Consider the following 24165-nt stretch of genomic DNA (forward strand, 5'->3'; position numbering starts at 1 on the left):
CCCTCGACCGCATCCGGAGCACCCGAGGCCCATCCCGCCGGAGTGCTTGACACCCATAGACTAATAGCCATAGCTTTTAGCTATGATAATTAGCCAGAAGGACCCCAGCATGTCCGACACGCTTCAGCTCGACGGCGGAACGATCGCCTACGAGGTCACCGGTACCGGCCCCACCGTCGTGCTGGCCCACGGCATGGGCGACAGCCGCGCCGCCTACCGCCACCTGAGCCCGCTCCTCGTCGACGCCGGGTACCGCGTCGTGGCCGTCGACCTGCGCGGCTGCGGCGCATCCAGCGTCGGCTGGCCGTCCTACAGCCGCGCCGACATCGCCGGGGACCTCGTCGCCCTGCTCCGCCACCTCGGCGCACCCGCGGTCCTCGTCGGGCACTCCATCTCCGGTGGGTCAGTCACCATCGCAGCGGCGGAGGCCCCCGAGCTGGTCACCGCCCTCGTCGAGCTCGCGCCGTTCACCCGCGCCCAGTCCGTGCGGCTCTCCGACCTGCGCGTCGGACGGTACCGCCGCGGGATGACCGCCCTGCTGCGCACCGCGCTGTTCGGCAGCGTCACGGCCTGGCAGCGCTACCTCGCCCTCGCCGTCCCGGGACGGCGGCCTGCCGACTGGGACGCCCAGCTGGAGCGGATGGCGCGCGAGCTGCGGGAGCCGGGCCGGATGGACGCCCTGCGCGCCATGGGACGGACCTCGCCGGCCGACGCCGGGGAGCGCCTGGCGGACGTGCGCTGCCCCGTCCTCGTCGTGGCGGGCTCGCAGGACCCGGACTGGGCCGACCCGGTCGCCGAGGGCGAGGCCGTCGTCGCCGGGCTCCCGGCCGGGCTGGGCCGGCTCGAGGTCGTCGAGGGCGCGGGGCACTACCCGCACACCCAGTACCCGGAGGAGACCGCCGCCCTCGTCCTGTCCTTCCTCCAGGAGAACGCCCGCTGATGCCCCGAGCCGGCCTGACGCCCACGACCGTCGCCCGGACCGCGCGGCGGCTCGTCGACGAGCGCGGCGTTCCCGCGCTGACGATGTCCGCCGTGGCGGCCGAGCTCGGCGTGGCGCCGCCGAGCCTCTACAAGCACGTCGACGGTCTCGAGGACCTCCTCGGGCTCGTCGCGGTCGACGCCGCCGACCAGCTGGCCCGCGACCTCGGAGACGCCGTCCGCGGGCTGGCGGGCCGCGACGCCCTGGCGGCCCTGGCCCACGCCTACCGCGCCTTCGCCCGGTCCCACCCCGGCAGCTACCCGCTGACCCAGCACCGGGTGGCCGGCGAGGAGTTCGCCACCGCGGCCGCCCGGGTGCTCGACTGCATCACCGCCGCTCTCGCCGGCTACGGCGCGGCGGCCGTCGACGAGCACCACGTTCGGGTGCTGCGCTCCTCGCTGCACGGCTTCGTCGACATCGAGGCCGGCGGCGGGTTCGCCCTTCCCGTGGACATCGACGACAGCTTCGCGGTCCTCGTCGACTCCCTCGACGCCCTGCTGCGCGCCGCAGCCTCACGCTGAGCCCCGTGCCGGTCCCGGCGGGTCAGCGCAGGAGGGCCGCGACGTCGGCGGAGGTCCGCGGTGGCGCCACGACGTCGATCTCGCGGCCCAGATCGCGCAGCAGCCGTACCGGCCACGGCACGGCGAGTCCAGCGCGGATCATGAGGTCGGTGTCGGTCATCACCTTGACGAGGACGTCCTGGTGGACCACGCGGTCGACGACGACGGCGACCTCGTCGGCCCAGGCCCACGCGAGGTCGACGTCGTGGGTGGCCATGACGACGGTCGTCCCACCTCGCTCGAGCCGCCCCAGCGCGGCGAACATCGCCGTCACCCCGTGCGGGTCGAGCCCGGCGGTCGGCTCGTCGAGGAGCAGGACGTCCGGACGCATCGCGACGGCTCCGGCCACCGCGACCCGCTTGCGCTGACCGTAGCTCAGCTGGTGCACGGCCCGGTCCGCGACGTGTGCGACCCCGAGCGCCTCCAGCGACTCGCCGACCCGTCGGCGCACCTCCGCGTCCGGCAGCCCGAGGTTGACCGGCCCGAACGAGACGTCCCGCCGGACGTCGGCGGAGAAGAGCTGGTCGTCGGGGTCCTGGAGGACGAGCTGGACGCGCTGCCGATGCGCGCGCAATGCCGCCGCCCGGTACCGCAGCGGCTCGCCGTGGACGAGGACGTCACCCGTGCTCGGGCGGTGCGCACCCGACAGGCACCGCAGCAGCGTCGTCTTCCCGGACCCGTTCGCCCCGAGGACGGCCAGCCGCCGCCCGCGGGCGACCTCGACCGACACGCAGTCGAGGACGTCGTCGTGGCCCGGGTAGCCGGCGTGCACCCCCGCGGCGGAGAGCAGGACCGGGACGGCCGAGGGCTCGTGCTGGGCGAGGCGGTGCGTCATCCCACCACCGACCACGTCGACAGGACGGCGAGCACAGCGCCCGAGACGAGCACGAACGGCACCGACACCGGGCGGTCGGCGGCCAGAGTCCGCAGCGACCCCGTCCCACCCCGGCCGGCCAGGCCGTCCTCCAGCCGCTGGGCCCGGGTCCACGCCCGGACGAACACGGTCGACGCGAGCATCCCGAGCGACCGGCGGGCCGCCCGGCCACCGCCGTACCCGAGCCGGGACGCCTGGGCCTCGCGGACCGTCGCGAGGGTGTCGAGCAGCAGGAAGACGAAGCGGTACATGACCTCGGCGACGTCGACGACCGCCTCGGGCACCCGAAGCCGGCGCATCCCGGCGACGAGGTCGACGAGCGGGGTCGTCGTGGCGAGCAGGGCCATCGCGGAGGTGGCGGCCAGCGAACGACCGAGCACCTCGGCCGCCCGGGCCAGCGTGGCCTCGGTGACGGCCACCGGCCCGGCCGACCACACGGCGTCTCCCGTCCCGCTGCCGACGGTCACGGCGATGCTCGCCGCCCCGAGGACGACGAAGGTCGCCGGTGCGAGGACGACCCGCAGGTAGGTGCGCCACGGCACCCGCGCCTGCGCGAGCGCGCACGTGACGGCGACGACGAGCACTGCGGCGCTCACCCCGGGCTCCCGGGTCGTCACGGCGACGAGCAGCAGCCCGAGCGCGAGCAGCGCCTTCTCCCCCGTGCTGCGGGTGCGCCAGCGGTTGCCCCACGCCGCGTCGTCGATGGCGAGGCGGGCCATCTCAGCCGTGCACCTCCTCGTGGCCCCGGTCGCCGCCGGTCCGCGGGGCACGCCGGCGCCGACGCTCGCGCAGCGTCCCGAACACGAAGCCGATGACCGCTCCCCCGAGGGCCGCCTGGAGGGCGAAGAGCGCGGACTCGATCTCCTTGCTCTCGGGGGCCCATAGGTGCTCGAACCACGGCTGGTAGCCGGGGTCGGTGGCGGTGATGGCGTCGGTGGCGGCGCCGTCGGTGCCGCCGTACCCGACGTTGCCGGCGACGAGGAAGCAGCCGAGGACGACGGCCACCGCGAGGACGACGAGGACCAGGGTGGTGCGGTGCTCACGCATCGACGGTCTCCTCCCGGACGTCGGGCTCGCCCACCCGGCCGAGGCCGGCGAGCTCGGGTCCGGCCCACGAGCGCAGCGCCCGGACGAGCAGGACACCGAGGATGCCCTCGACGACGGCGAGCGGGACCTGGGTGACGGCGAAGATGCCGAGGAAGCGGGCGAGCGAGCCGACGAGACCGCTCGTGGGGTCGGGGAACGCCAGGGCGAGCTGGAACGCCGTCGTCACGTACGTCGCGAGGTCGGCGACCGCCACCCCGACGAACACGGCGACGGCGAGCGGTGCGCGGCGCAGCAGCCGGTAGCAGCCGTACCCGGCCCACGGCCCGAGGACGGCCATCGAGAACACGTTGGCCCCGAGGGTCGTCAGCCCGCCGTGCGCGAGCAGCAGCGCCTGGAAGAGCAGGACGACCGTGCCGAGCAGCGCCATGACGGGCGGCCGGAAGACGATGGCCCCCACACCCGTGCCGGTGGGGTGCGAGGAGGACCCGGTGACCGAGGGCAGCTTGAGGGCGGAGAGGACGAACGTGAACGCCCCCGCTGCCCCGAGGAGCAGGCGGGCGTCCGGCCGTTCACGGACCAGGCGGCGTACCTCCCGCGCCCCGTGGACGACGAACGGGGCCGCGACGACCGTCCATCCGGCGGCATGGAGTGGTGGGAGGAACCCTTCGGCGATGTGCATGCGCTGCACCCTTCCCCGGGATGACGCGTCCCGGATGACGTCCCGGCGCCCCGAGTTCCTGGCTCGCGGAAGACCCGCTCACAGTGGCGCGACCGCCCCGGACTCCCACCGGGTTCCTCGACGCAGGCGCTGGTGGGGGCGAGGCTACCCGATACCGGTGGGGTCGGCGCCGGGTCCGCGCTCGCGGGTCGGCCGCTCCCGGGAGCCGTAGAGATGGCTCTCGACGAACCCCTCCGCGGCGAGCGCCGGCCCGACGAGGATGACCGACGCCTGGCGCAGCCCGGCCTCCTCGACGCGGTCCGCGACGTCGGCGAGCGTCGTCCGGATGACGAGCTCACGCGGCGTGCTCACGGCGGCCCCGACGACGACCGGGCAGTCCCCCCCGTAGTGCTCGGTCAGCGTCTCGGCGAGCCGCCGGGTGTGCCGGATCGCGAGGTGCAGGACGAGCGTGGCCCCGGTGGCGGCGTAGGTCGCGAGGTCCTCGCCCGGCGGCATGGCGGTGGAGTCGCGCTGGGCGCGGGTGAGGACGACGGTCTGGGCGACCTCGGGGACGGTGAGCTCGCGGCCGACGAGCGCGGCGGTGGCGGCGTAGGCGGGCACACCCGGTGTGACGTCCCAGGGGACCCCGGCGGCGTCGAGGCGACGGGCCTGCTCGGCCACGGCGGAGTACACCGACGGGTCGCCCGAGCACAGCCGCGCGACGTCGAGGCCGCGGGCGTGCGCCCCGACGAGGTGCCGGGTGATGGTGTCGAGGTCGAGGTGCTGGGTGTCGACCAGCTCGGCCCCCTCGGGGCAGTGCTCGAGCACGGCGGCGTCGAGGTAGGTCCCGGCGTAGAGGCACACCGGGCTCTCCCGCAGGATGCGCACGGCCCGCAGCGTGAGGAGGTCGGCGGCGCCGGGGCCCGCACCGACGAAGTGGACGGTCACGACGCCTTCTTCGTCACGGACCACTGGACGACCGGGCGGGCCGGGGTCCAGGACAGGTGCCGGCCGAGGGGCTCGGCCCGCTCGACCGTGAAGCGGCGCAGCGACCCACCGTGCCGGGCCTGCGCGGCGACGACGACGGCCTCGGTGCCGAGGGTCACGGCGTGCACGACGAGCCGCCCGCCGGGGCGCAGCGCCGACAGCGCGGCGTCGAGGGTCTGTTCGTCGGCTCCACCGCCGACGAACACGGCGTCCGGGGCGGGGAGGTCGGCCATGTGGTCGGCGGAGTAGCCCTCGACGACCTCCATGGCGACGCCGTGGGCCGCCGCGTTGTGGCGGATGCGCGCGGCGCGCTCCGGCTGGCGCTCGACCGCCACGGCCCGGGCCCGGGCGGCTGCACGGCACCACTCGACCGACACCGACCCGGCGCCGGCCCCGAGGTCCCACAGCAGCTGGCCGGGCAGCGGACGCAGCGCGCAGACCGCGAGCGCCCGGAGCTCGGCCTTCGTCAGCTGGCCGTCGGAGTCGAAGGCGTCGTCCGGGAGTCCCGGGGCGGTGCCCGGCAGGACGGCCGAGCGCGGCACCTCGACCGCCACGACATTGAGCCGCGGCAGCCCGGGTGAACCGCCCGCGAGCGCCTCGGCCGTCGTGTCGTGGCGGCTCTCGGAGCCGGCGCCGAGGTCGCCCAGCACCGTCATCCGGGCCTGACCGCAGCCGTGCTCGACGAGCACGCGGGCGACCGCGGTAGGTGTCTCCTCGGTGGCCGAGAGGACGACGAGCCGCGCACCCGGCGCGAGATGCGGGACGAGCGCGGCGGGCCGAGCCGAGACGAGCCCCACGACGACGCTCTCCTCCGCCGACCACCGCATCCGGGCCTGCGCGAGGGCCACCGACGACACCGCGGGATGCACGCGCACGGCGTCCGCGCCGAGCAGACGCACGAGGGTCGTCCCGATCCCGGAGACGAGCGGGTCGCCGCTGGCCAGCGCGACGACGCCGTCCTCCCCGAGGTCGGCGAGCAGCTCGGGCAGCCCGGCGGAGAGGGGTGAGGGCCACGGACGGCGGTCGGCGGCGTCCTGCGGCCCGAGGAGCCCGAGGAGCCGGGGCGAGCCGAGCACGACACGGGCGTCCCGCAGCAGCGCCCGAGCGGCGGGGGCCAGGGCGTCCGGCCCCTCGGCGGGGACGCCGACGACGTCGATCACGGCGCTCAGCGTAGGCGGGTCCGGACGGCGCGGGGCGGCCGGGCGGCGCGCGTGCCATGATGGCCCCGGCCTCGGCGAGGAATCCGGTGAGAGTCCGGAGCGGTCCCGCCACTGTCATCCCGCGAGGGAGAGCCAGGACGTCGCAGGGGCCCGCCGCCGCGCGACACCGGCGGCGTCCGTCACTCGGGCGAGCGTGGTCACTCGCCGCAGGAGGAGTCCGCAACCTCGTGGTCCACTACCCGTTCTCGGCCGTCGTGGGGTCCGACGACCTCGCCCTCGCCCTCGTCCTCACGACCGTCTCGCCGTCCGTCGGCGGGGTCCTCGTCCGCGGCGAGAAGGGCACGGCGAAGTCGACGATCGTCCGGGCGCTCGTCGACCTCCTCCCCGCCCAGCAGGTCGTCTCCGGATGCCGCTTCTCGTGCGACCCGGACGCCCCCGACCCGCGCTGCCCGGACGGCCCGCACCCCGCGGACGCCCCCTCCGAGCGCCGCCCGGCGCGGCTCGTCGAGCTACCGGTCGGCGCCACCGAGGACCGCGTCATCGGCTCGCTCGACCTCGGCCGCGCGCTCGGCGAGGGCCACGCGACGTTCCAGCCCGGCCTGCTCGCCGCCGCCCACCGCGGACTGCTCTACGTCGACGAGGTCAACCTCCTCCACGACCACCTCGTCGACCTCCTCCTCGACGCCGCGGCGATGGGCCGCACGAGCGTCGAGCGGGACGGGGTCTCGGTGAGCCACGCCGCCGAGCTCGTGCTCGTCGGCACGATGAACCCCGAGGAGGGCGAGCTCCGCCCGCAGCTGCTCGACCGGTTCGGCCTCACCGTCGAGGTGGCCGCCTCCCGCGAGCCGGACGAGCGCGCCGAGGTCGTTCGGCGCCGGCTCGCCTTCGACGCCGATCCCGGGGCCTTCGCGGCCCGCTACTCCGAGGCCCAGGCCGACCTCGTCCAGCGGATCGCCGCCGCCCGGGACGGCGTCGACGACGTCGAGCTCACCGACGCCGCGCTCGGGGCGATCGCCCGGGTGTGCGCGGGCTTCGACGTCGACGGCATGCGGGCAGACATCGTCACCGCCCGCGCCGCGAAGGCGCACGCCGCGTGGCACGGCCGCACCAGGGTCACCCGCGCGGACGTCCGGGCCGCGGCCCGGCTCTCGCTCCCCCACCGGCGCCGCCGCAACCCGTTCGACGCCCCGGGACTGGACGAGGACCTCCTCGACCAGCTGCTCGACGGCCTCGAGGACGACCCGGAGCCCGAGCCGCCCGGTCCCGGCGACGACAGCCCGGAGGGTGGCGCCTCTCCCGAGGACCGCGACCCGTCCCCCGACGCGGTCGACACCCCCTCGGACGCCGCGGACCCCGGCCCGTCCGAGCCCGCGGAGCCGGCCGAGCCGGAGCCCGCCGACGCCCGGGGCGAGGCGCCGCAGGAGGGGCCGGAGGGCCACGGCGCCGCACCGACCGGTCTGGCGCGGTCGGGGCAGGCGTTCCGCCCGAAGGTCCTCCGGCTCACCGGTGTCGGCCTCGGCGACCCCGGCAAGCGCAGCCGCGCGCTGACGACCTCCGGACGCACCGTCGGCTGGCGCACCGGGTCCACCGGGCGCCTGCACCTCCCGGCCACCGTCACGGCGGCGGCGCGCGCCCGGGCCGCCGGTGAGCAGGGGCGGCTGCGGGTCGCCCCCGACCACCTGCGCACGGCCGTGCTCCAGGGACGCGAGTCCAACCTCGTCCTCCTCGCCGTCGACGCGTCCGGATCGATGGGCGCACGCCGGCGCATGGAGGAGGTCAAGACCGCGGTCCTCTCACTCCTTCTCGACGCCTACCAGCGCCGCGACCGGGTCGGTCTGGTCAGCTTCCGCGGCACGTCGGCGAGCCTCGACCTCTCGCCCACCTCGTCGGTCGAGGCCGCGGCGCGCTGCCTCGAGACCGTGCCGCACGGCGGCCGCACCCCGCTCGCCGAAGGGATGGCCCTCGCGGCCCGCACCCTCGAGGTCGAGCGCATCCGCGACCCGCGCCGCCGTCCGCTCCTCGTCCTCGTCACCGACGGGCGGGCCACGTCCGGCCCGGACGCGCTCGACCGCGCGCGCCGGGTCGCCGACGCCTGGCCGGCCACCGGCGTCCAGAGCGTCGTCGTCGACTGCGAGACGGGCCGCTTCCGGCTCGGCCTGGCCGCCGACCTCGCCGCCCGGATGGGCGCCACCCACGTCCCCCTCGGCGAGGTCGCCGCCGACGCGCTCGTCGCCACCGTCGCGTCCGCGCAGGCCGCGGCCGACCCCCGGACGCCGTCACGAGGGAGGGTCGCCTGATGCCGAAGGGACAGGTGCCGGTCACCGCCGACGACGGCCTGACGACGCGCCAGCGCCGCAACCGGCCACTCGTCGTCGTCCACGGCGGTCCGGGGAAGGGCAAGTCGACCGCCGCGTTCGGGCTCGCGCTGCGCGGCTGGAACCAGGGCTGGTCGATCGGGGTGTTCCAGTTCGTCAAGAGCGCCAAGTGGCGGATCGGCGAGCAGGCCGCGCTGGAGGCCCTCGGCCGCCTCCACGAGCAGACCGGCGAGGGTGGGCCGGTCGAGTGGCACAAGATGGGCTCGGGCTGGTCGTGGTCGCGCAAGGAGGGCACCGAGGAGGACCACGCCGCCGCCGCTCGCGAGGGCTGGGCCGAGATCGCCCGCCGGCTCGCCGAGGAGACCCACACGCTCTACGTGCTCGACGAGTTCACCTACGTCCTCAAGTGGGGCTGGGTCGACGTCGACGAGGTCGTCCGGGTGCTGCGTGAGCGGCCCGGCTACCAGCACGTCGTCATCACCGGGCGCGACCCCGACCCCCGGCTCCTCGAGGTCGCCGACGTGTTCACCGAGATGACGAAGGTCAAGCACCCCTTCGACCAGGGGCAGAAGGGCCAGAGGGGCATCGAGTGGTGAGCGTCCCGCGGGTCGTCGTCGCGGCGGCCGCCTCCGGCCAGGGCAAGACGACGGTCGCCGTCGGGCTCATGGCCGCGCTCAGCCGTGCCGGGCACGTCGTCGCGGGCGCCAAGGTCGGGCCCGACTACATCGACCCCGGCTACCACGCCCTCGCCACCGGACGGCCCGGCCGCAACCTCGACCCCTGGCTGCAGGGCGAGGAGCGCGTCCTGCCCCTCCTGCTGCACGCTGCAGCGACCCCCGAGCCGGCGGATGTCACGGTCGTCGAGGGCGTCATGGGGCTCTTCGACGGCCGGCTCGGCACCGACGGCTGGGCCTCCACCGGCCACGTCGCCGCACTCACCCGCTCCCCCGTCCTCCTCGTCCTCGACATCTCGTCGGCGGCCCGGACGGTCGCCGCCACGGTGCACGGCCTGCGCACCTTCGACCCGAGCGTGCAGGTGGGCGGGGTCGTCCTCAACAAGGCCGGGTCCGAGCGGCACGCCACCGAGGTCCGCCGCGCGGTCGAGGCCCTCGGCGTCCCCGTTCTCGGTGTGCTCCCTCGCGACGCCGGGGTCTCCGCACCCTCCCGCCACCTCGGGCTCGTCCCCGTGGCCGAGCGCGACGACGCCGTCGCCGCGCTGGACCGCCTCGCCGAGCAGACCGCACGGCTCGTCGACCTCGACGCCGTCGTCGCGCTCGCCCGCACCGCACCGGACCTCGATGCCGCCTCGTGGACGCCCCCGGTCGGGCGGCAGCGCCCGGCACGCCGGGTCGCGGTGGCGGGTGGGCGGGCCTTCACCTTCCGCTATGCCGAGGTCGACGAGCTGCTCCGCGCCCAGGGGTGCGAGCCGGTCGTCTTCGACCCCGCGCTCGACCCCGTCCTGCCCGCCGGCACGAGCGGCATCTACCTCGGCGGCGGCTTCCCCGAGATGCATGCCGCGACCCTCGCCGGCAACACCTCGCTGCTCGCCGACGTCGCCGACGCCGTGCGCTCCGGCATCCCGACGGTCGCCGAGTGCGCCGGGCTGCTCTACCTCGCCCGGGCGGTCGACGGCCACCGCATGGTCGGGGCGGTGCCCACCGACGCCGCGATGCATCCCCGGCTCACCCTGCGCTACCGGACGGCCACCACGGCGCACGAGACGCTGCTCGGCCCCGCTGGCACGACGGTGCGCGGCCACGAGTTCCACCGCACCCGCACGGCACCGGGCCACGGAGAGCAGCCGGGCTGGCTCCTCGACGGCGACGCCGAAGGATGGTCCCTCGACCCCGCCGGCACCGGCTCCCCGACGCTGCACGCGTCCTACCTCCACGTCCACTGGGCGGGCCACCCCGAGGTCGCGGCCCGCTTCGCCGACGCCGTGCACGCCGCACCGACCCGGGTCGCCCTGCCGGTGCCCGAGCCCGCTGTGCCGATCGGGTCCGGCGCGCCGGGTGACGCCCCGGCCGACCCGCTCCGCCACCACGGCGACGCCGAGGCGACACCCGGGCTCATCGACCTCGCGGTCAACGTCCGCGGGAGCGCGCCACCCCCGTGGCTGGCCGAGCACCTGCGCCGGGCCGTCGACGACCTCGCGGCCTACCCCAGCGCGGACACCGCCCGCTCCGCCCTGGCCCGCCGGCACGGCGTCTCAGAGGCCGCCGTCCTCCCCACCGCCGGCGCCGCCGAGGCGTTCACCCTCCTCGCCCGCGCCCTCCCGGCCCGGCGCGCGGTCGTCGTCCATCCGCAGTTCACCGAGCCCGAGGCGGCCCTGCGCCTCGCGGGCACCGTGCCCGAGCACGTCGTCCTCTCGGCGCACGACGGCTTCGCCCTGCACCCGGAGGCCGTCCCGCGCGACACCGACCTCGTCGTCGTCGGCAACCCCACCAACCCCACGGGGGTGGTGCACCCACGCGCAGCCCTCGAGGCACTCCGCGCCCCCGGCCGGGTGCTCGTCGTCGACGAGGCGTTCATCGACACCGACCCGCACGAGGACGCCTCGCTCGTCGGCGCCGACCTCACCGGCGTGCTCGTCGTCCGGTCGCTCACGAAGACCTGGGCGCTGGCGGGGCTGCGCGCCGGGTACGTCGTCGGCGACCCCGCGCTCGTCGCCCGGCTCGCCCGGCACCAGCCGCCGTGGTCGGTCGGCACCCTCGCCGCGCGGGTCATGGTCGAGACCGCGAGCCCGCTGGCCCGCGCGGAGGCCGCCCGGGCGGCCGAGGAGACCGCCGGGTGGCGCCGCCACCTGCTGCGCGGGCTCACCGACCTCGGGCTGCGCCCCGTCCCGTCCGCGACGAGCTTCGTCCTCGTCGAGGTCGGCGGCGGTGTGCGCGAGGCGCTGCGCGACCGCGGGTACGCCGTACGGCGCGGCGACACCTTCCCCGGCCTCGGGCCGCAGTGGGTGCGCATCGCCGTGCGCGACCCGCTGACCAGCGACGGCCTGCTGCGCGAGCTCGGCCGGGCGCTCGCCTCGCGGTCGGAGCGGTCCGCGTGAGCCTCGCCCTGCCCGTCGCCGCCGGCTCGAGCGTGCTCGTGACCCGCCCCGGCGCCCGCGTGGCCGAGACGGTGCACGCCCTCGCAGCCCAGGGCGTGCACCCCGTGGTCCGGCCCGACGCGACGACCCCGGACGACGTCCTGGCCCAGCTGCACGACCTCGCCGGGCGCGGGCTGCTGCGCGTCGACCCGGAGGCAGAGGCCGACGGTGCGGACGTCGTGCTCCGCGACCCGCACACACCGGCCCCGGAGGCAGACCGACCGCAGGGCTCGGACGGCATCGGACGGGTGACCCTCGTCGGCGGCGGCCCCGGCGACCCCGGTCTCCTCACGACCGCGGGGCTCGCGGCGGTCGAGCGCGCCGACGTCCTCGTCTGCGACCGGCTCGCCCCGCTCGCGGTGCTCTCCCGGGCCAGACCCGACGCCGAGGTCGTCCACGTCGGCAAGATCCCGCGCGGGGCGTTCACGCCGCAGGAGGCCATCGACGCCCTGCTCGTCGAGCGTGCCTCGCGGGGGCTCGACGTCGTCCGGCTCAAGGGCGGCGACGGCTTCGTCTTCGGACGCGGCGGCGAGGAGTGGAACGCCTGTGTCCGCCACGGCATCCCGGTCACCGTCGTCCCGGGCGTCTCCTCGGCGGTCGCGGCGCCGGCGCTCGCCGGCATCCCCGTCACCCACCGGGCCCTGACCCAGGGCTTCGTCGTCGTCTCCGGCCACGTCGGGCCTGACGACCCGCGCAGCGAGGTCGACTGGGGTGCCATCGCCCGGTGCGGGCTCACCCTCGTCGTCCTCATGGGCAACGCCACGTTCGGCGAGATCGCCGATGAGCTCGTCCGGCACGGGATGCCTGCGGACACCCCGTCGGCCTGCGTCGCCGAAGGGTCGCTGCCCGGCCAGCAGACCGTCCGGGCCCCCCTGGCCGGCCTCGCCGACGCCACGGCTGCCGCGGGGGTGGGGCCGCCGTCCGTCGCCGTCGTCGGTGCGGTCGTCGACGCCCTCGAGCAGCCGACGTGAGCGCCGCCGACGCCGCGCCCGGGCTGCGGCTCGCAGTCGGCACGCTGACCGTCGTGCCCAGCGGCGACATCGGCGAGGTCACGCCGGCGCACGCGCGCTGGGCGATGGCGCTCGCGCCCGTCGCCGCGTTGCCGGTCGGCGTGGCCGTCGGTGCCGTCACCCTCGCCGGGCATGTGCTCGGCGCCCCCTCGATCGTCACCGGCGCGTTCGCCGTCGGCGCCGGCGCGCTCGCGACCCGCGCGATGCACCTCGACGGCCTCGCCGACACCGTCGACGGCCTCGGCGCGGGCTGGGACCGCGAGCGCGCGCTCGCCGTGATGCGCTCGGGGGACGTCGGCCCGATGGGCGTGGTCGCGCTGGTCGTCGTCCTCATGGCCCAGGCCGCGGCGGTCGGCGCACTCGCCTCGGGGGCCTCGGGGGCGCTCGTGGCCGGGGTGGCCGTCGCGCTCGGCCGGGTCGCCTGCACCGGGGTCTGCGTCCGTGGCGTGCCCGCCGCCCGTCCGGACGGGCTCGGGGCGCTCGTCGCGTCGACCGTCCCCGGGCCAGTCGTCCTCGGCTGGGTCGTCCTGGCCGCTGCCGCGCTGGCTGGGCTGGGCGCGGCAGCCGGGGCCGGATGGGCCGCCGGCCCGGTCGGTGTGCTCGTCGCCGTCCTCGCGGTGGCCTGGCTCGTCCGGCGCGTCGTCCGGACCGTCGGCGGCGTCACCGGCGACACCGTCGGCGCTGCCGTCGAGGTCGCCACCACCGTCCTGCTCGCCGCCATCGCCACCGGGGCGCAGGCGTGAGGACGCTCGTCACGGGAGGGGTACGCTCCGGCAAGTCACATGTCGCCGAGGGGCTGTTCGACGCGCGCGAGGGCGTCACGTACGTCGCCACCGGGCCGCGCGCCGACGACCCCGACTGGGCCGACCGCGTCGCGGCGCACCGGGCCCGCCGGCCCGCCTCGTGGTCGACCCTCGAGACGAGCGACCTCGCGGGCGCGCTGGCCGGGCTCACCGGCCCCGCGCTCGTCGACTGCGCCGGCACCTGGCTCACCTCCGTGCTCGACGACCTCGGAGCCTGGGACGCCCCCCGTGCCGACTGGGTGGACGCCCTGCACGAGCGGACCGACGCGGTCGTCGCCGCGTGGGCCGGCTGCCCGCACGACGTCGTGCTCGTGACGAACGAGGTCGGCTGGGGCGTCGTCCCGGCGCACCGCTCCGGGCGGGTCTTCGCCGACGAGCTCGGCCGGCTCAACCAGGACCTCGCGGCCGTGAGCGACACCGTCCTCCTCGTCGTGGCCGGGCGGGTGCTGCCGCTCCCCGGCCCGTGAGCCGCTACGTCGCCGACCCGGTGGCCGTCGGGCTCGTCGCCGGCGTCGTCCTCGACCGGATGCTCGGCGACCCCCGCCGCCTCCACCCCGTCGCGGGCTTCGGGACGCTCGCCCTGCGGGTCGAGCGCGCGCTCTACGCACCGAGCCGGAGGCGGGGAGCGGTCGCCGAGGGCGTCCTCGTCGGTGGGGCGGTGCTGCTCGGCGCCGCCGGCTCCCGGCTGCCCCCGGGTCCGCGCGCGCTCGCCGTGGCGGCCGCCACCTGGGCGGTGCTCGGCGGGCGGTCCCTCGAGCGCGAGGCGACCGCCGTGGCCGCGGCCGCGGGCGGGGGCGACCTCGACGGCGCGCGGCAGCGGGTGCGCTCGCTCGTGGGGCGGGACCCGAGCACGCTGGACGCCGACGGGCTGGCGCGGGCCTGCACCGAGAGCCTCGCCGAGAACACCGTCGACGCCGTCGTCGCCCCGCTGCTCTGGGGAGCCGTCGCCGGGCTGCCCGGACTGCTCGGGCACCGGGCCGTCAACACCCTCGACGCGATGGTCGGCCACCGCTCGACACGCTACGAGCGGTACGGATGGGCCGCCGCGCGAGTCGACGACGTCGCCGCGTGGGTGCCGTCCCGGGTCACCGTGCTGCTCACCGCCGCTGACGCCCAGCTGCGCTCCGGCCGGGGAGCGATCGTCGTGCGCACGGCGCGCCGGGACGGCCCGCGCCATCCGAGCCCGAACGCCGGCCCGGTCGAGGCCGCCTGGGCCGCGGCCCTCGGCATCCGCCTCGGCGGCAGCAACACCTACGGCGAGGTCGTCGAGGACCGCGGGGTCCTCGGGGACGGTCCGGCGCCCACCGTGCGTGACGTGCCGCGAGCGACCGCCCTGCTCCGACGGGTCACGTGGGCGGCGCTCGGGACGGCCGTCGGCCTCCGTCTCGCCCGACGGGCGCTCAGCCGCTGAGCCGGCGCAGCACGGCGTCGACGTCGTCCACGACCTCGACGCCGGGCGGGACCGGTGGGCGGCGGACGACGACCACCGGCATCCCGAGGGCGCGCGCGGCGTCGAGCTTGGCCGCGGTGTACGCGCCGCCGGAGTCCTTCGTCACGAGGACGTCGGCCCGGTGCCCCCGGAACAGCGCGGTCTCGCCGGCCTCGTCGTAGGGGCCGCGGTCGAGGACGACCGTCCACGCGTCCGGCAGCGGCTCCTCCGTCGGCTCGACGAGGCGGACGAGCACGGCGCGGTCGCGCCATGACCGGTAGTGCGGCAGCGTCTGCCGGCCGGTGGTGAGAGCGGGCCGCTCGCCGAGCGCGCTCGCGGTGTCACGTGCGGCGTCGTGGCCGTCCACCCAGTGCCACTCCCCCGCATCCGGGTGGCCGCCCCAACCGGGGCGCGCCAGCCGCAGCAGCGGCACGCCTTCCGCGGAGGCCGCGGCCACGGCGTGCTCGGTCATCGTCGCGGCGAACGGGTGCGTGGCGTCGACGACGTGGGTCCAGCCGTGCTCCCGGATGGCGCCGCGCAGACCGTCCACGCCGCCGAAGCCGCCGACCCGGACCCGCCCCTCGGGCATCCGGGGTCGGGAGACCCGGCCGGCGAGCGAGGACGTGACGTCGATGCCCACCGCGACGAGCCGGGACGCGAGGTCGCGGGCCTCGGCGGTCCCGCCGACGACGAGGATCCGGAGGTGGTCGGGGACGTGCGGCACGCCCGGCACCCTAGCCCGGGCCGTCGGTTGGCAGAATCTCCGGCATGAGCAACCTCGAGCTTGACCACGACCCCGCCTGGCTGAGCCGCGAGGACCTCGACGCCGCACGCGAGAAGCTCCCCATCCTCTACGTCGACGCCGTGCCGGTGCGGGTCGACGAGCGCGGCGAGGTCGGCGAGGTCGGTGTGCTCCTCCGCCTCGACGCCGAGGGCAAGGTGTGCCGCGAGCTCGTGTCGGGCCGGGTCCTGCACCACGAACGGGTGCGTGACGCGCTGCTCCGGCACATCGAGAAGGACCTCGGTCCCGTGGCCCTGCCGCGCGTCCCCGTGGCGCCGCAGCCGTTCACCGTCGCCGAGTACTTCCCCACACCTGGCGTCACGCCGTTCCACGACCCGCGCCAGCACGCGGTGTCCCTGGCGTTCGTCGTCCCGGTGGCCGGCGACTGCTCGCCGCAGAACGACGCGCTCGACCTCACCTGGCTGACCCCCGAACAGGCCCTCGACCCCGGCATCCAGGCCGAGATGGACCGCGGCCACGGCGTGCTGCTCCGGCAGGCGCTGGCCTACCTCGGTCACTCCGTCTGAGCGCCGTACCCCGCCCGCGTCCCGCCGCCCAGATCGGGCTACAGGCCCGGCGCGCGGTCGTGCTCGCGGACTGGAAGCCTTCTGTCAGGTCCCGAGCCGTCTGCAGACGGCTCGTTGCCGCCAGTGCGGCTTTCGAGCCGAGGTGAAGATGACCAACACGATGACGAAGATGAACGGGAAGAGGACCGGGAGGGCAGCGTCTGAGACGCTCGCCGCTGGCGGGCCCTTGGCAGCTCGCTCGAGGGCGCTCCCGGACCAGCGCGGTCCGAAGATGGAGGCCGAGCGCGACGGCATGCCGCGACGGCACGGCGTTGGGCCGAAGCGCTCACAAGGGTCTAAACTACATAAGTGATCTCTGTATTATTTAGTTTAGACCGTCTGTGAGGGCTTTCTGGTGCACTCTTTCGTCGACCTCGACCGAGTCCTCGGCGCTGTGCCGGCGCCCTTGGTGATGACGTTGCGCGACATCGACCGCGGACAGGGCAGCGAGGGGCTGTACCTCAACCAGGTTCCCGATCTGCTGACTGAGCTGGCCAACCGCGCTCGAGTCGCAAGCATCACTGCGTCGTCCGCCCTCGAGGGCGTCGTCGTCAAGAACCGCAGCCGTGCGGCCGCCATCATCGCCAACAAGCCCATCGAGCTGCGCACCCGCAGCGAACAAGAGCTCGCCGGCTACCGCGCTGCTCTCGACTACCTCTTCGCCGACGACTGGCGCCCCTTGAACGTCGGCCTGCTCCTCCACCTGCACCGACTGCTTTTCGCGGATACCAAGGTCACCGGTGGGGCCTTCAAGCAGAGCGACAACCTTGTCGTCGACCGGTCCCCCGACGGGGTCCAGACCGTTCGCTTCAAGCCCGTTCCTGCCGCTCGCACCGAGTACTACGCCGCCGACCTGATCGACCGCTATGTCGATGCAGTCAGGGCAGACCAACACCACCCAGTGCTCCTCGTCGGCTTGTTCGTCCTAGACCTGCTCATCATCCACCCGTTCGACGACGGCAATGGCCGAGTGGCACGCGCGCTCACGAACGCCCTACTCGCCGAGGCCGGCTATGGGGTCGGTCGCTACGTGTCGCTCGAACAGCTCATCGCCGAGTCTGCCGACGACTACTACCAGGCGTTGCTCGACTCGACCCACGACTGGAACGACCACGCCAACGACCCATGGCCCTGGTTGAAATACTTCAGCCAACTCCTCGCCCGCGGTTATGCCCGGCTTGCTGAAGGTGTCGCCGCCGACAGGTCTGGAGGCACGAAATCGGAACGCGTCCGGGAGCACGTCCTGAGGCACGGTGCGCCCGTCTTCGCGATCTCCGATGTCAGAGCAGCGCTCCCCGGAATCAGCGATCCCACCATCCGACTCGTCCTCAACGATCTGAAGGATGAAGGGCTGCTCAAACCGCAGGGCACAGGGCGCTCGGCCGTCTGGTTGCGGGTCACCACCTGAGCCTCTCGGCGACGCGTCGCGCCGCCCCAGGTCAGCCGGTGAACTCGTCGCGGGTGCGGCGCATGTCCGCCGCGTCCCGCTCGTGCGCCTCCTCGGGCGTCGGGGCCGTGCCACCGAGCCGGGCCGGCACCCAGCGCAGGTCGTCCCCGCTGAGCCTCGGGTAGGCCGCCTGCTGGGCGTCGAGCTGAGCCTGCATCGCGGCGCGCAGCCGCTCGGTCGCGGCCGCGACGTCCTCACGGCGCTCGACGTGCAGCGGCTCCCCCACCGTGATGTGGATCGGGATGCGCGCGAACCCGCGCTTCTTCGGCAGCTCCTTGGTCCACACCCGATGCCCGCCCCAGATGGTCGTCGGCAGGAGCGGCACCCCGGCGGCCTGCGCCATCTTCACCGCGCCCGGCTTGAACGGCTTGAGCTCGAAGGAGCGCGACATGGTCGCCTCCGGGAAGACGCCGACGATCTCGCCGTCCTTCAGAGCCCCCAGCGCCTGGCGGAAGGCGTCGCCCCCGGACTGCCGGTCGACCGGGATGTGCTTCATCCCCCGCATCAGCGGCCCGGCGACGGGGTGGCCGAAGATCGACTGCTTCGCCATGAACCGGACGTACCGGCCGTGCCGCCGGGCGGGGAGCCCGGCGTACGTGAAGTCGAGGTACGACGTGTGGTTGATCGCCATGACCGCGCCGCCGACGCGGGGCACGTTCGCACGCCCCAGGATGGTGAACCGCGTGCCCTGGAGGAAGAACACCGTGCGGGCGGCCCCCACGACTGACCGGTACAGCGGCTCCATGGACCCACCCTAGTCGTCCTCGCGTCCCGCCTCGGACGGTCCGCGCGTCAGGGATGCACCGGCGGGTGCCAGGCGCTCTGGAACACCTGGTCCCCGAGGTCGCGGGAGATGATCCGCGCCCGCCCGGGCGGCTGCACCGACGGCTTGACCCGGCCGATGAGCATGCCCTCGTCCGGGCTCCCGGACAGCAGCACACCCGGAGCACCGAGGTCCCGCACGGTCTGCAGCACCGGCTCGAACAGCGCCCGCGACGCCCCACCGCTGCGGCGCGTGACGAACAGGTGCAGCCCGACGTCCCCGGCCTGCGCGAGCAGCGGCACGAGCGGGCGCAGCGGCGACCCGGCCGAGGTGACGACGAGGTCGTAGTCGTCGACGAGGAAGAAGATCTCGGCACCGGACCACCACGACCGGGCCCGCAGCTGCTCCGCGGTGACGTCCGGCCCCGGCAGACGGGACTTGAGGAAGCCGGCGATCCCCTCGACCTCCTCGACCGTCTGCTCCTCGGTGGTCAGGTACTGGGCGAGGTGGTCCTCGGGCAGCTCGCCGAGCAGGCCGCGCCGGTAGTCGACGACGACGAGCTTCGCCTGCTGCGGGGTGTGGAGCCGCGCGACCTCGTGGGCCACGCCGCGCAGGAACGCCGTCTTGCCGCTGTCGCCGTCCCCGAGGAGGTACAGGTGCGGGTCCTCCTCGAGGTCCAGGCCGATGGGAGCGAGGTTGGCCTCGTCGACGCCGAGGAGCAGCCGGCGGTCGTCCGGCCCCGCGAGCTCGCGGACCGCGTCCAACGTGATCTTCTCTGGCAGCAGCCGCAGCTTCGGCCCGCGCGGGCCCGTCCAGGCGGCGTTGACCTTCGCGACGAGGTCCTCGACGCCGTCGCCGAGGTCGTCGACCCCACCGCTGTCGTCGACCCGCGGCACCGCCCCGAGGAAGTGGTGCTTGCCGGCGGTGAGACCACGGCCGGGACGGCCCTTCGGGACGTTGGCGGCCACGCGACGGTCGACCTCGGAGTCGGTGGGGTCACCGAGCCGGAGCTCGACGCGAGTGCCGAGGACGTCACGGATCTGGTTGCGGAAGTCCATCCACCGCGAGGTCGTGATGACGACGTGCACCCCGAACGTCAGGCCGCGCCCGGCGAGCTCGGTGATGACCGGCTCGAGCTCGTCGAAGTCGGAACGGACGGTGGGCCAGCCGTCGACGACGAGGAACACGTCGCCGTAGCCGTCGTCGACCCGGCCCGCGGCCCGCCACCGCCGGTACGTCTCGATGGAGTCGACGCCGTGGTCGCGGAAGTAGGTCTCTCGGGCGTCCACGATGCCCTTGATCTCCGAGACGAGACGCCGGACGACCTCTGGCTCGCTCCGGTTCGCGACCCCCGCGACGTGCGCGAGCTTGGTGAACGGCGTGAAGGTGCCGCCGCCGAAGTCGAGAACGTAGACCTGGCTCTCGACGGGAGTCGTCGTGAGCGCGATGGCCCCGACGACCGTCCGGGCGAAGGTGCTGCGCCCCGAGCGCGGCCCGCCGACGACCGCCACGTGCCCGGCCGCGCCGCCGAGCGAGAGGACATGGAGCTCGCGGCGCTGCTCCAGAGGCCGGTCGACGATCCCGACCGGGAGGACGTAGTCGCCCCGCTCCCGCCAGGTCCTGCTCACGAGGCCGAGCTCGGGGTCCGGGGCGAGGTCGCGCATCAGCTGGTCGAGCGAGCTGGGCACGTCGAGCGGCGGGAGCCACACCTGGTGTGCGGGCCGGCCGCGCCCCTTCATCCGGGACACGGCGATGTCGAACACCGCACGCTCCTCGACGGGCTCGGACGTCCCCGCCTGCGGGGCGGGCTCGACGGCCCGACGCCCGGCGGTGACCGGCGCCAGGGTGAACGGCAGGATGTCCGAGCTGCCGGCGGGACCGCCGTCGGCGGCGGCCGCCCGGCGGCGACGGCCCTTCGGCGGCCCGGACACGTACGCCGCCTTGAACTTGGTCAGCGTCGTCTGGTCCGGCTTGAGGTAGCCGAGACCCGGCACCGGCGGCAGCTCGTAGGCGTCGGGGACGCCGATGACCGTCCGGGACTCGCCGGCCGAGAAGGTGCGCAGACCGATCCGATACGACAGGTGCGACTCCAGTCCGCGCAGCCGCCCCTCCTCGAGCCGCTGCGAGGAGAGCAGGAGGTGCATCGACAGCGACCGGCCGAGCCGCCCGATCGCGACGAAGAGGTCGGCGAACTCGGGCTTGGCGGAGAGCAGCTCGGAGAACTCGTCGGCGACGATGAGGAGGGCCGGCAGCGGCTCGAGGTCGGCTCCCTGGGCCCGGGCCCTCTCGTAGTCGGTGACGTTCGCGAAGTTGCCGGCGGAGCGCAGCAGCTCCTGACGCCGGGTCATCTCGCCCTGGAGGGCGTCCTGCATGCGCTCGACGAGGCTCAGCTCCTGGCCGAGGTTGGTGATGACGGCCGAGACGTGCGGCAGGTCCGCCATCCCGGCGAACGTGGCACCGCCCTTGAAGTCGACGAGCACGAAGTTCAGCGCCTCGGAGCTGTGCGTCATGGCGAGGGCGAGCACGAGGGTGCGCAGGAGCTCGGACTTGCCCGAGCCGGTGGCACCGATGACGAGCCCGTGCGGGCCCATGCCCTGCTGGGCGGACTCCTTGATGTCGAGTGCGACGGGCTGGCCCGTCTCGTCGACCCCGATGGGCACCCGTAGCCGGTCCCGCTGCAGGCGCGGCCGCCAGGCGGTCTCGACGTCGAGGTCCCGCACGTCGCCGGTGCCGAGCAGGTCGACGAGCTCGGTGGAGGCGGTGAGCGCGTCGCGCGCCTCCGGCTCGTCGGCCGTGTAGCGGGGGGCGAGGCGCCGGGCGGCCGCCTCCGCCCGCGTGGTCGACAGCTGGTCGGCGACCCCGTGGGCGACGCCGCGGGCCATGCTGATGATCTCGAGCGGTGCGGTGCCGGCGTGCGGGCCGGTGGTCGTCTGCGGGCCGACCGCGAGGCGCAGCGTGGTGGGGTCCGCGAGCTCTCCCCAGGACTCGGGCAGGTCCAGGACCGTGACGCCCAGGACTCCCTCGGGCGTGATGACGGGGTTGCCGGGCGGGGCGTGGCCGCCGTCGACGACGAGAAGGACGTGCGGCAGGGACGGACGGTCCGAGGGCCCGAACCGCGGCCGCTCGACGATCTCCTGCGGCAGGAGCGCGAGCAGGTCGTGGACGGACTCGCCGACGAGCCGGACCGGCCCGACGGCGTCCCGCTCGCGGGGGCTCAGGGCATGCGGCAGCCACTTGAGCCACTCCCACTCGGCGCGCGCCTCGCGGGAGACCAGGGCGGCGACGACGAGGTCCTCCGGCGCATGCTGCATCGCCGCGGACAGCACGACGGACCGCGCCAGCGAGCGCGCCGGGTCGGCGTCCCCGGTGACCTCGACGTGCGGCCAGGAACGCAGGGCCGCGGACGCCGGGAGACCCGGCTGGACCCGGTGGGTCGCGAGGAAACGGTGCAGCGCGGACGCCGCCACGGGGTCGAGCTGGGCGAGCGGCGCGGTCTCGGGCGCCTCGAGCTCGAGGCAGAGCGGCTGGGACGTGGTGCCCATCCGGACCTGGAGGAAGTCGGCGTCGGCCGTGCTGCGTTCCCACACCCGGGTGCCCTCGGCGGCGATGACGGGCAGCGCGGCCGGGTCCGGGTAGTCCCAGAGCGCCGCGGCCCGCTGACGGCTCGCGGCCTCCCGGACCGTCTCGCGCGTCTCGGCGAGGTAGGCGAGGTACTCGCGCCGTGCGGCGATCGTCTGCGCGGCGTGCTGCTGGCGCTGCCGCACGCCGCTGGCGAGGACGAACCCGACGCTCGCGACGAGGAACATGCCGGCCGTGAACCAGGCCCGGGGCCCGGTCTGGGACAGGGCGACGAAGCCGATGGAGCCGAGCGAGCCGAGCATCGGCACGGCCTGCATGAGCAGGCCGCTGGCCCCCTCGGACGGGGTGATCTCCGGGGGCGGCTGGAGCGTGAGCCGACCGGACGGCACCTCCGGCGCCTGCTCCCGGCCTCCGGCCCGCGCGGCCACGGACATCCGCTCTCCCTCCCCTCGCGCACCTGACGGACGGACCAACGGTACCCGTGGATACTGGACCCTCGCGGGCAGTGCCCGGAGGTTCGTACGCCAGGAGGAGGGGAGAGCCGGTGGAGGAGCCGACACAGCAGCTCACCCTCGTCGCCGACGAGCGTCGCTACGACCTCGTCGTGCCGGTCGGCGTCCGGGTCACGGACGTGCTCTCGGTGCTCGGCATCAGCTCGAGCGCCACCCCCAGCTCGGTCGCCACGGCGGCCGGGCACGTCTACGGGCCGCAGGACCGGATCGACGACGCCCTCCCCACCGGGACCGTGCTCACGGTGGTCCGGACCACCACGCACCGCGTGCACCGCGACGTCGTCAGCCTCGACCGCTCCTCGTCCGCACCCGGCGCGCGTGCGTCCGCCCCCTCCTGGGCGGGTGGCTCCCGCTCGCCCAGCGCCCTCGACGAGCCGGGCGTCAGCGCCGTGGACGACTCCACCCGGCGCCGGGAGTCCGTCGAGGACGCCGACGCCACGGTGAGCCGGGCGTCGCTGCACCGCGACGACCGGCGTCCCCGCCGCTCCCGGGCGCGCCGCGGCGCCGGCTCACCGGAGGTCGCGGTCGCGGTGGTGCTCGGCGTCGCCGTGGTCAGCCTGCTCGCCGGCCTGCTCGCCGTCCTCACCCCCGCGGACGCCTCCGCGGGCGTCCTCGGGTCCGTGCCCGCCCGGTGGGTGGCGGCGGGCGTGGCCCTCGCCGGTGCCGTCGGGGTCACTCTGCTCACGCCCCGCCACCGGGCCGGGGCCACCGTCGTGCGACTGGCCGGCGCACCTGCGCTCGCCGTCACCGCCGGCCTCGTCGTCCCGCTCGGGGCGTCACCGTCGCGGACGTCGGTGTCGGTCGCCCTCGCCGGTGCTCTCGGCGCGGTGGTCACCGCCCTCGCGTCCTCCGACGGCTCACCGGCCGACCGCGCGGAGCGCACCGCCACGGCCTGCCTCGGTGGCGTGGCCACGCTCGTGGCCCTCACCGTGCTCGCCGGACAGCCGCTCGTCGCCGCGGCCGCGGTGGCCGTGGGCCTGGCCCCCGTCCTCGTCCGGGCCCTCCCCACGGCGAGCCTCGACGTCGACCCCACCCAGCTCGTCGACACCGACCGGCTCTCGACGACCGTCTGGGCGGTCCGTGAGCGGCACGGTGCCCGTCGGCGCCGGGTCACCGGCCTGGACGTGCGTGACCGCGTCGCGCGAGCCCGCTCGGTCGTCTCGGCGGGGACGGCGTACCTCGCCGTCATCGGGGCCGGGTCCGGATGGGTGGTGGCCCTCGAGCCGGCCCGCTCCACGCTCGCCCCCTGGTCCCGCTGGCTCGTCCTCCTGCTCGCCACGCTCGCGTTCGGCTACCAGGCGCGTTCGGTCCGCGACCGGCTGGCGCGCTTCGCGATGCTGGCCGCCGCCGCGTCGCTCGCCGTGGCGGCGAGCGTGGCCGTCGTCGGGTGGGACGCCGGATGGCGCTGGCCGCTCGTCGGCGCGGCGCTCGCCCTGGGCGTCGTCGCCGTCCTCGCCGCGGTGGCGCTCGCCGGGGGCTGGGCCTCGCCACGGATGTCGCGGATGGCGGACCGCCTCGAGTCGTTCGCGGTCGTCACGGTCCTGCCGGTGGGAGCCGTGGCCGCGGGTGTGGTCGAGACGCTCCGCAGCGTCACCTCCGGCTGA

At 75.6% G+C, this 24165-nt stretch carries 21 protein-coding genes and 2 riboswitches; of the genes, 12 read left to right on the plus strand and 9 right to left on the minus strand.

Translation table 11 applies throughout. The features are described from left to right. The first annotated feature begins 109 nt into the window (after positions 1–109). A complete protein-coding gene (locus JQN72_RS08105; RefSeq protein WP_204134673.1) occupies positions 110–940 on the plus strand; it encodes an alpha/beta fold hydrolase in 831 nt (276 codons plus the stop codon). Continuing rightward, the gene (locus tag JQN72_RS08110; protein WP_204134674.1) at positions 940–1500 is read left to right on the plus strand and encodes a TetR/AcrR family transcriptional regulator; all 561 of its coding nucleotides are present in this window, start codon (positions 940–942) and stop codon (positions 1498–1500) included. Before JQN72_RS08105 ends, JQN72_RS08110 begins: the two co-directional genes overlap by 1 nt. A 22-nt stretch (positions 1501–1522) precedes the next feature. Here JQN72_RS08110 and JQN72_RS08115 read toward each other — a convergent pair whose 3' ends face one another. From JQN72_RS08115 to cbiE, 6 genes are all read right to left on the minus strand, one after another. Beyond that, positions 1523–2374, minus strand: a complete 852-nt coding sequence (locus JQN72_RS08115; protein ID WP_204134675.1) for an energy-coupling factor ABC transporter ATP-binding protein — start codon at positions 2372–2374, stop codon at positions 1523–1525. After that, positions 2371–3132 (minus strand): cobalt ECF transporter T component CbiQ, encoded by a 762-nt coding sequence (cbiQ, locus tag JQN72_RS08120; protein ID WP_204134676.1) that lies wholly within the window; start codon positions 3130–3132, stop codon positions 2371–2373. The genes JQN72_RS08115 and cbiQ overlap by 4 nt, the downstream gene beginning before the upstream one ends. Before the next feature lies 1 nt (position 3133). Then, the gene (locus JQN72_RS08125; protein WP_204134677.1) at positions 3134–3460 is read right to left on the minus strand and encodes an energy-coupling factor ABC transporter substrate-binding protein; all 327 of its coding nucleotides are present in this window, start codon (positions 3458–3460) and stop codon (positions 3134–3136) included. Further along, positions 3453–4139 carry an energy-coupling factor ABC transporter permease gene (locus JQN72_RS08130; protein WP_204134678.1) on the minus strand — a complete coding sequence of 229 codons (687 nt, stop codon included), beginning with the start codon at positions 4137–4139 and terminating at the stop codon, positions 3453–3455. The genes JQN72_RS08125 and JQN72_RS08130 overlap by 8 nt, the downstream gene beginning before the upstream one ends. Positions 4140–4191: 52 nt before the next feature. Beyond that, positions 4192–4258: riboswitch (cobalamin riboswitch) on the minus strand. A 25-nt stretch (positions 4259–4283) separates the two neighbouring features. After that, positions 4284–5066 (minus strand): cobalt-precorrin-4/precorrin-4 C(11)-methyltransferase, encoded by a 783-nt coding sequence (locus JQN72_RS08135; RefSeq protein ID WP_204134679.1) that lies wholly within the window; start codon positions 5064–5066, stop codon positions 4284–4286. After that, positions 5063–6265: a precorrin-6y C5,15-methyltransferase (decarboxylating) subunit CbiE gene (cbiE, locus tag JQN72_RS08140; RefSeq protein ID WP_204134680.1), complete on the minus strand. Its 1203-nt coding sequence runs from the start codon at positions 6263–6265 to the stop codon at positions 5063–5065. Before cbiE ends, JQN72_RS08135 begins: the two co-directional genes overlap by 4 nt. Before the next feature lie 78 nt (positions 6266–6343). Beyond that, positions 6344–6404, plus strand: a riboswitch (cobalamin riboswitch). 88 nt (positions 6405–6492) lie between these two features. On the opposite strand from cbiE, the gene JQN72_RS08145 reads away from it, so the two are divergent. The 7 genes from JQN72_RS08145 to cbiB are packed head-to-tail and all read left to right on the plus strand — an operon-like array spanning position 6493 to position 14895. Further along, positions 6493–8562, plus strand: a complete 2070-nt coding sequence (locus tag JQN72_RS08145; protein WP_204134681.1) for a VWA domain-containing protein — start codon at positions 6493–6495, stop codon at positions 8560–8562. Then, complete coding sequence (gene cobO / locus JQN72_RS08150) at positions 8562–9176, plus strand: cob(I)yrinic acid a,c-diamide adenosyltransferase (RefSeq protein WP_204134682.1); 615 nt, start codon at positions 8562–8564, stop codon at positions 9174–9176. Before JQN72_RS08145 ends, cobO begins: the two co-directional genes overlap by 1 nt. After that, positions 9173–11632: a cobyrinate a,c-diamide synthase gene (locus tag JQN72_RS18875; RefSeq protein WP_307812521.1), complete on the plus strand. Its 2460-nt coding sequence runs from the start codon at positions 9173–9175 to the stop codon at positions 11630–11632. Before cobO ends, JQN72_RS18875 begins: the two co-directional genes overlap by 4 nt. Continuing rightward, complete coding sequence (cobA, locus tag JQN72_RS08160) at positions 11629–12642, plus strand: uroporphyrinogen-III C-methyltransferase (RefSeq protein ID WP_204134684.1); 1014 nt, start codon at positions 11629–11631, stop codon at positions 12640–12642. The genes JQN72_RS18875 and cobA overlap by 4 nt, the downstream gene beginning before the upstream one ends. Beyond that, positions 12639–13424: an adenosylcobinamide-GDP ribazoletransferase gene (locus JQN72_RS08165; protein ID WP_307812523.1), complete on the plus strand. Its 786-nt coding sequence runs from the start codon at positions 12639–12641 to the stop codon at positions 13422–13424. The genes cobA and JQN72_RS08165 overlap by 4 nt, the downstream gene beginning before the upstream one ends. Beyond that, positions 13421–13951 (plus strand): bifunctional adenosylcobinamide kinase/adenosylcobinamide-phosphate guanylyltransferase, encoded by a 531-nt coding sequence (locus tag JQN72_RS08170; protein ID WP_204134685.1) that lies wholly within the window; start codon positions 13421–13423, stop codon positions 13949–13951. Before JQN72_RS08165 ends, JQN72_RS08170 begins: the two co-directional genes overlap by 4 nt. Further along, positions 13948–14895: an adenosylcobinamide-phosphate synthase CbiB gene (gene cbiB, locus JQN72_RS08175; RefSeq protein WP_204134686.1), complete on the plus strand. Its 948-nt coding sequence runs from the start codon at positions 13948–13950 to the stop codon at positions 14893–14895. Before JQN72_RS08170 ends, cbiB begins: the two co-directional genes overlap by 4 nt. Here the strand turns inward: cbiB and JQN72_RS08180 are convergent. Next, positions 14885–15637: a cobalt-precorrin-6A reductase gene (locus tag JQN72_RS08180; protein WP_204134687.1), complete on the minus strand. Its 753-nt coding sequence runs from the start codon at positions 15635–15637 to the stop codon at positions 14885–14887. The genes cbiB and JQN72_RS08180 overlap by 11 nt on opposite strands. Positions 15638–15681: 44 nt before the next feature. Here JQN72_RS08180 and JQN72_RS08185 point away from each other — a divergent pair, with 44 nt between their 5' ends. Both JQN72_RS08185 and JQN72_RS08190 read left to right on the plus strand, forming a co-directional pair. Beyond that, a complete protein-coding gene (locus tag JQN72_RS08185) occupies positions 15682–16221 on the plus strand; it encodes an NUDIX hydrolase family protein (RefSeq protein ID WP_204134688.1) in 540 nt (179 codons plus the stop codon). 394 nt (positions 16222–16615) lie between these two features. Further along, positions 16616–17668 (plus strand): Fic family protein, encoded by a 1053-nt coding sequence (locus JQN72_RS08190; protein ID WP_204134689.1) that lies wholly within the window; start codon positions 16616–16618, stop codon positions 17666–17668. Positions 17669–17699: 31 nt separating this feature from the next. Here the strand turns inward: JQN72_RS08190 and JQN72_RS08195 are convergent, their stop codons facing one another. Beyond that, positions 17700–18452: a 1-acyl-sn-glycerol-3-phosphate acyltransferase gene (locus JQN72_RS08195; RefSeq protein WP_204134690.1), complete on the minus strand. Its 753-nt coding sequence runs from the start codon at positions 18450–18452 to the stop codon at positions 17700–17702. Between the two features lie 47 nt (positions 18453–18499). Beyond that, positions 18500–22483: a type VII secretion protein EccCa gene (eccCa, locus tag JQN72_RS08200; protein ID WP_204134691.1), complete on the minus strand. Its 3984-nt coding sequence runs from the start codon at positions 22481–22483 to the stop codon at positions 18500–18502. 110 nt (positions 22484–22593) lie between these two features. Here eccCa and JQN72_RS08205 point away from each other — a divergent pair, with 110 nt between their 5' ends. Then, entirely contained in the window at positions 22594–24165 is a 1572-nt protein-coding gene (locus JQN72_RS08205; RefSeq protein ID WP_204134692.1) for a hypothetical protein, read from the plus strand.

The sequence above is a fragment of the Phycicoccus sp. CSK15P-2 genome, from assembly GCF_016888005.1.
Lineage (GTDB): Bacteria > Actinomycetota > Actinomycetes > Actinomycetales > Dermatophilaceae > Phycicoccus.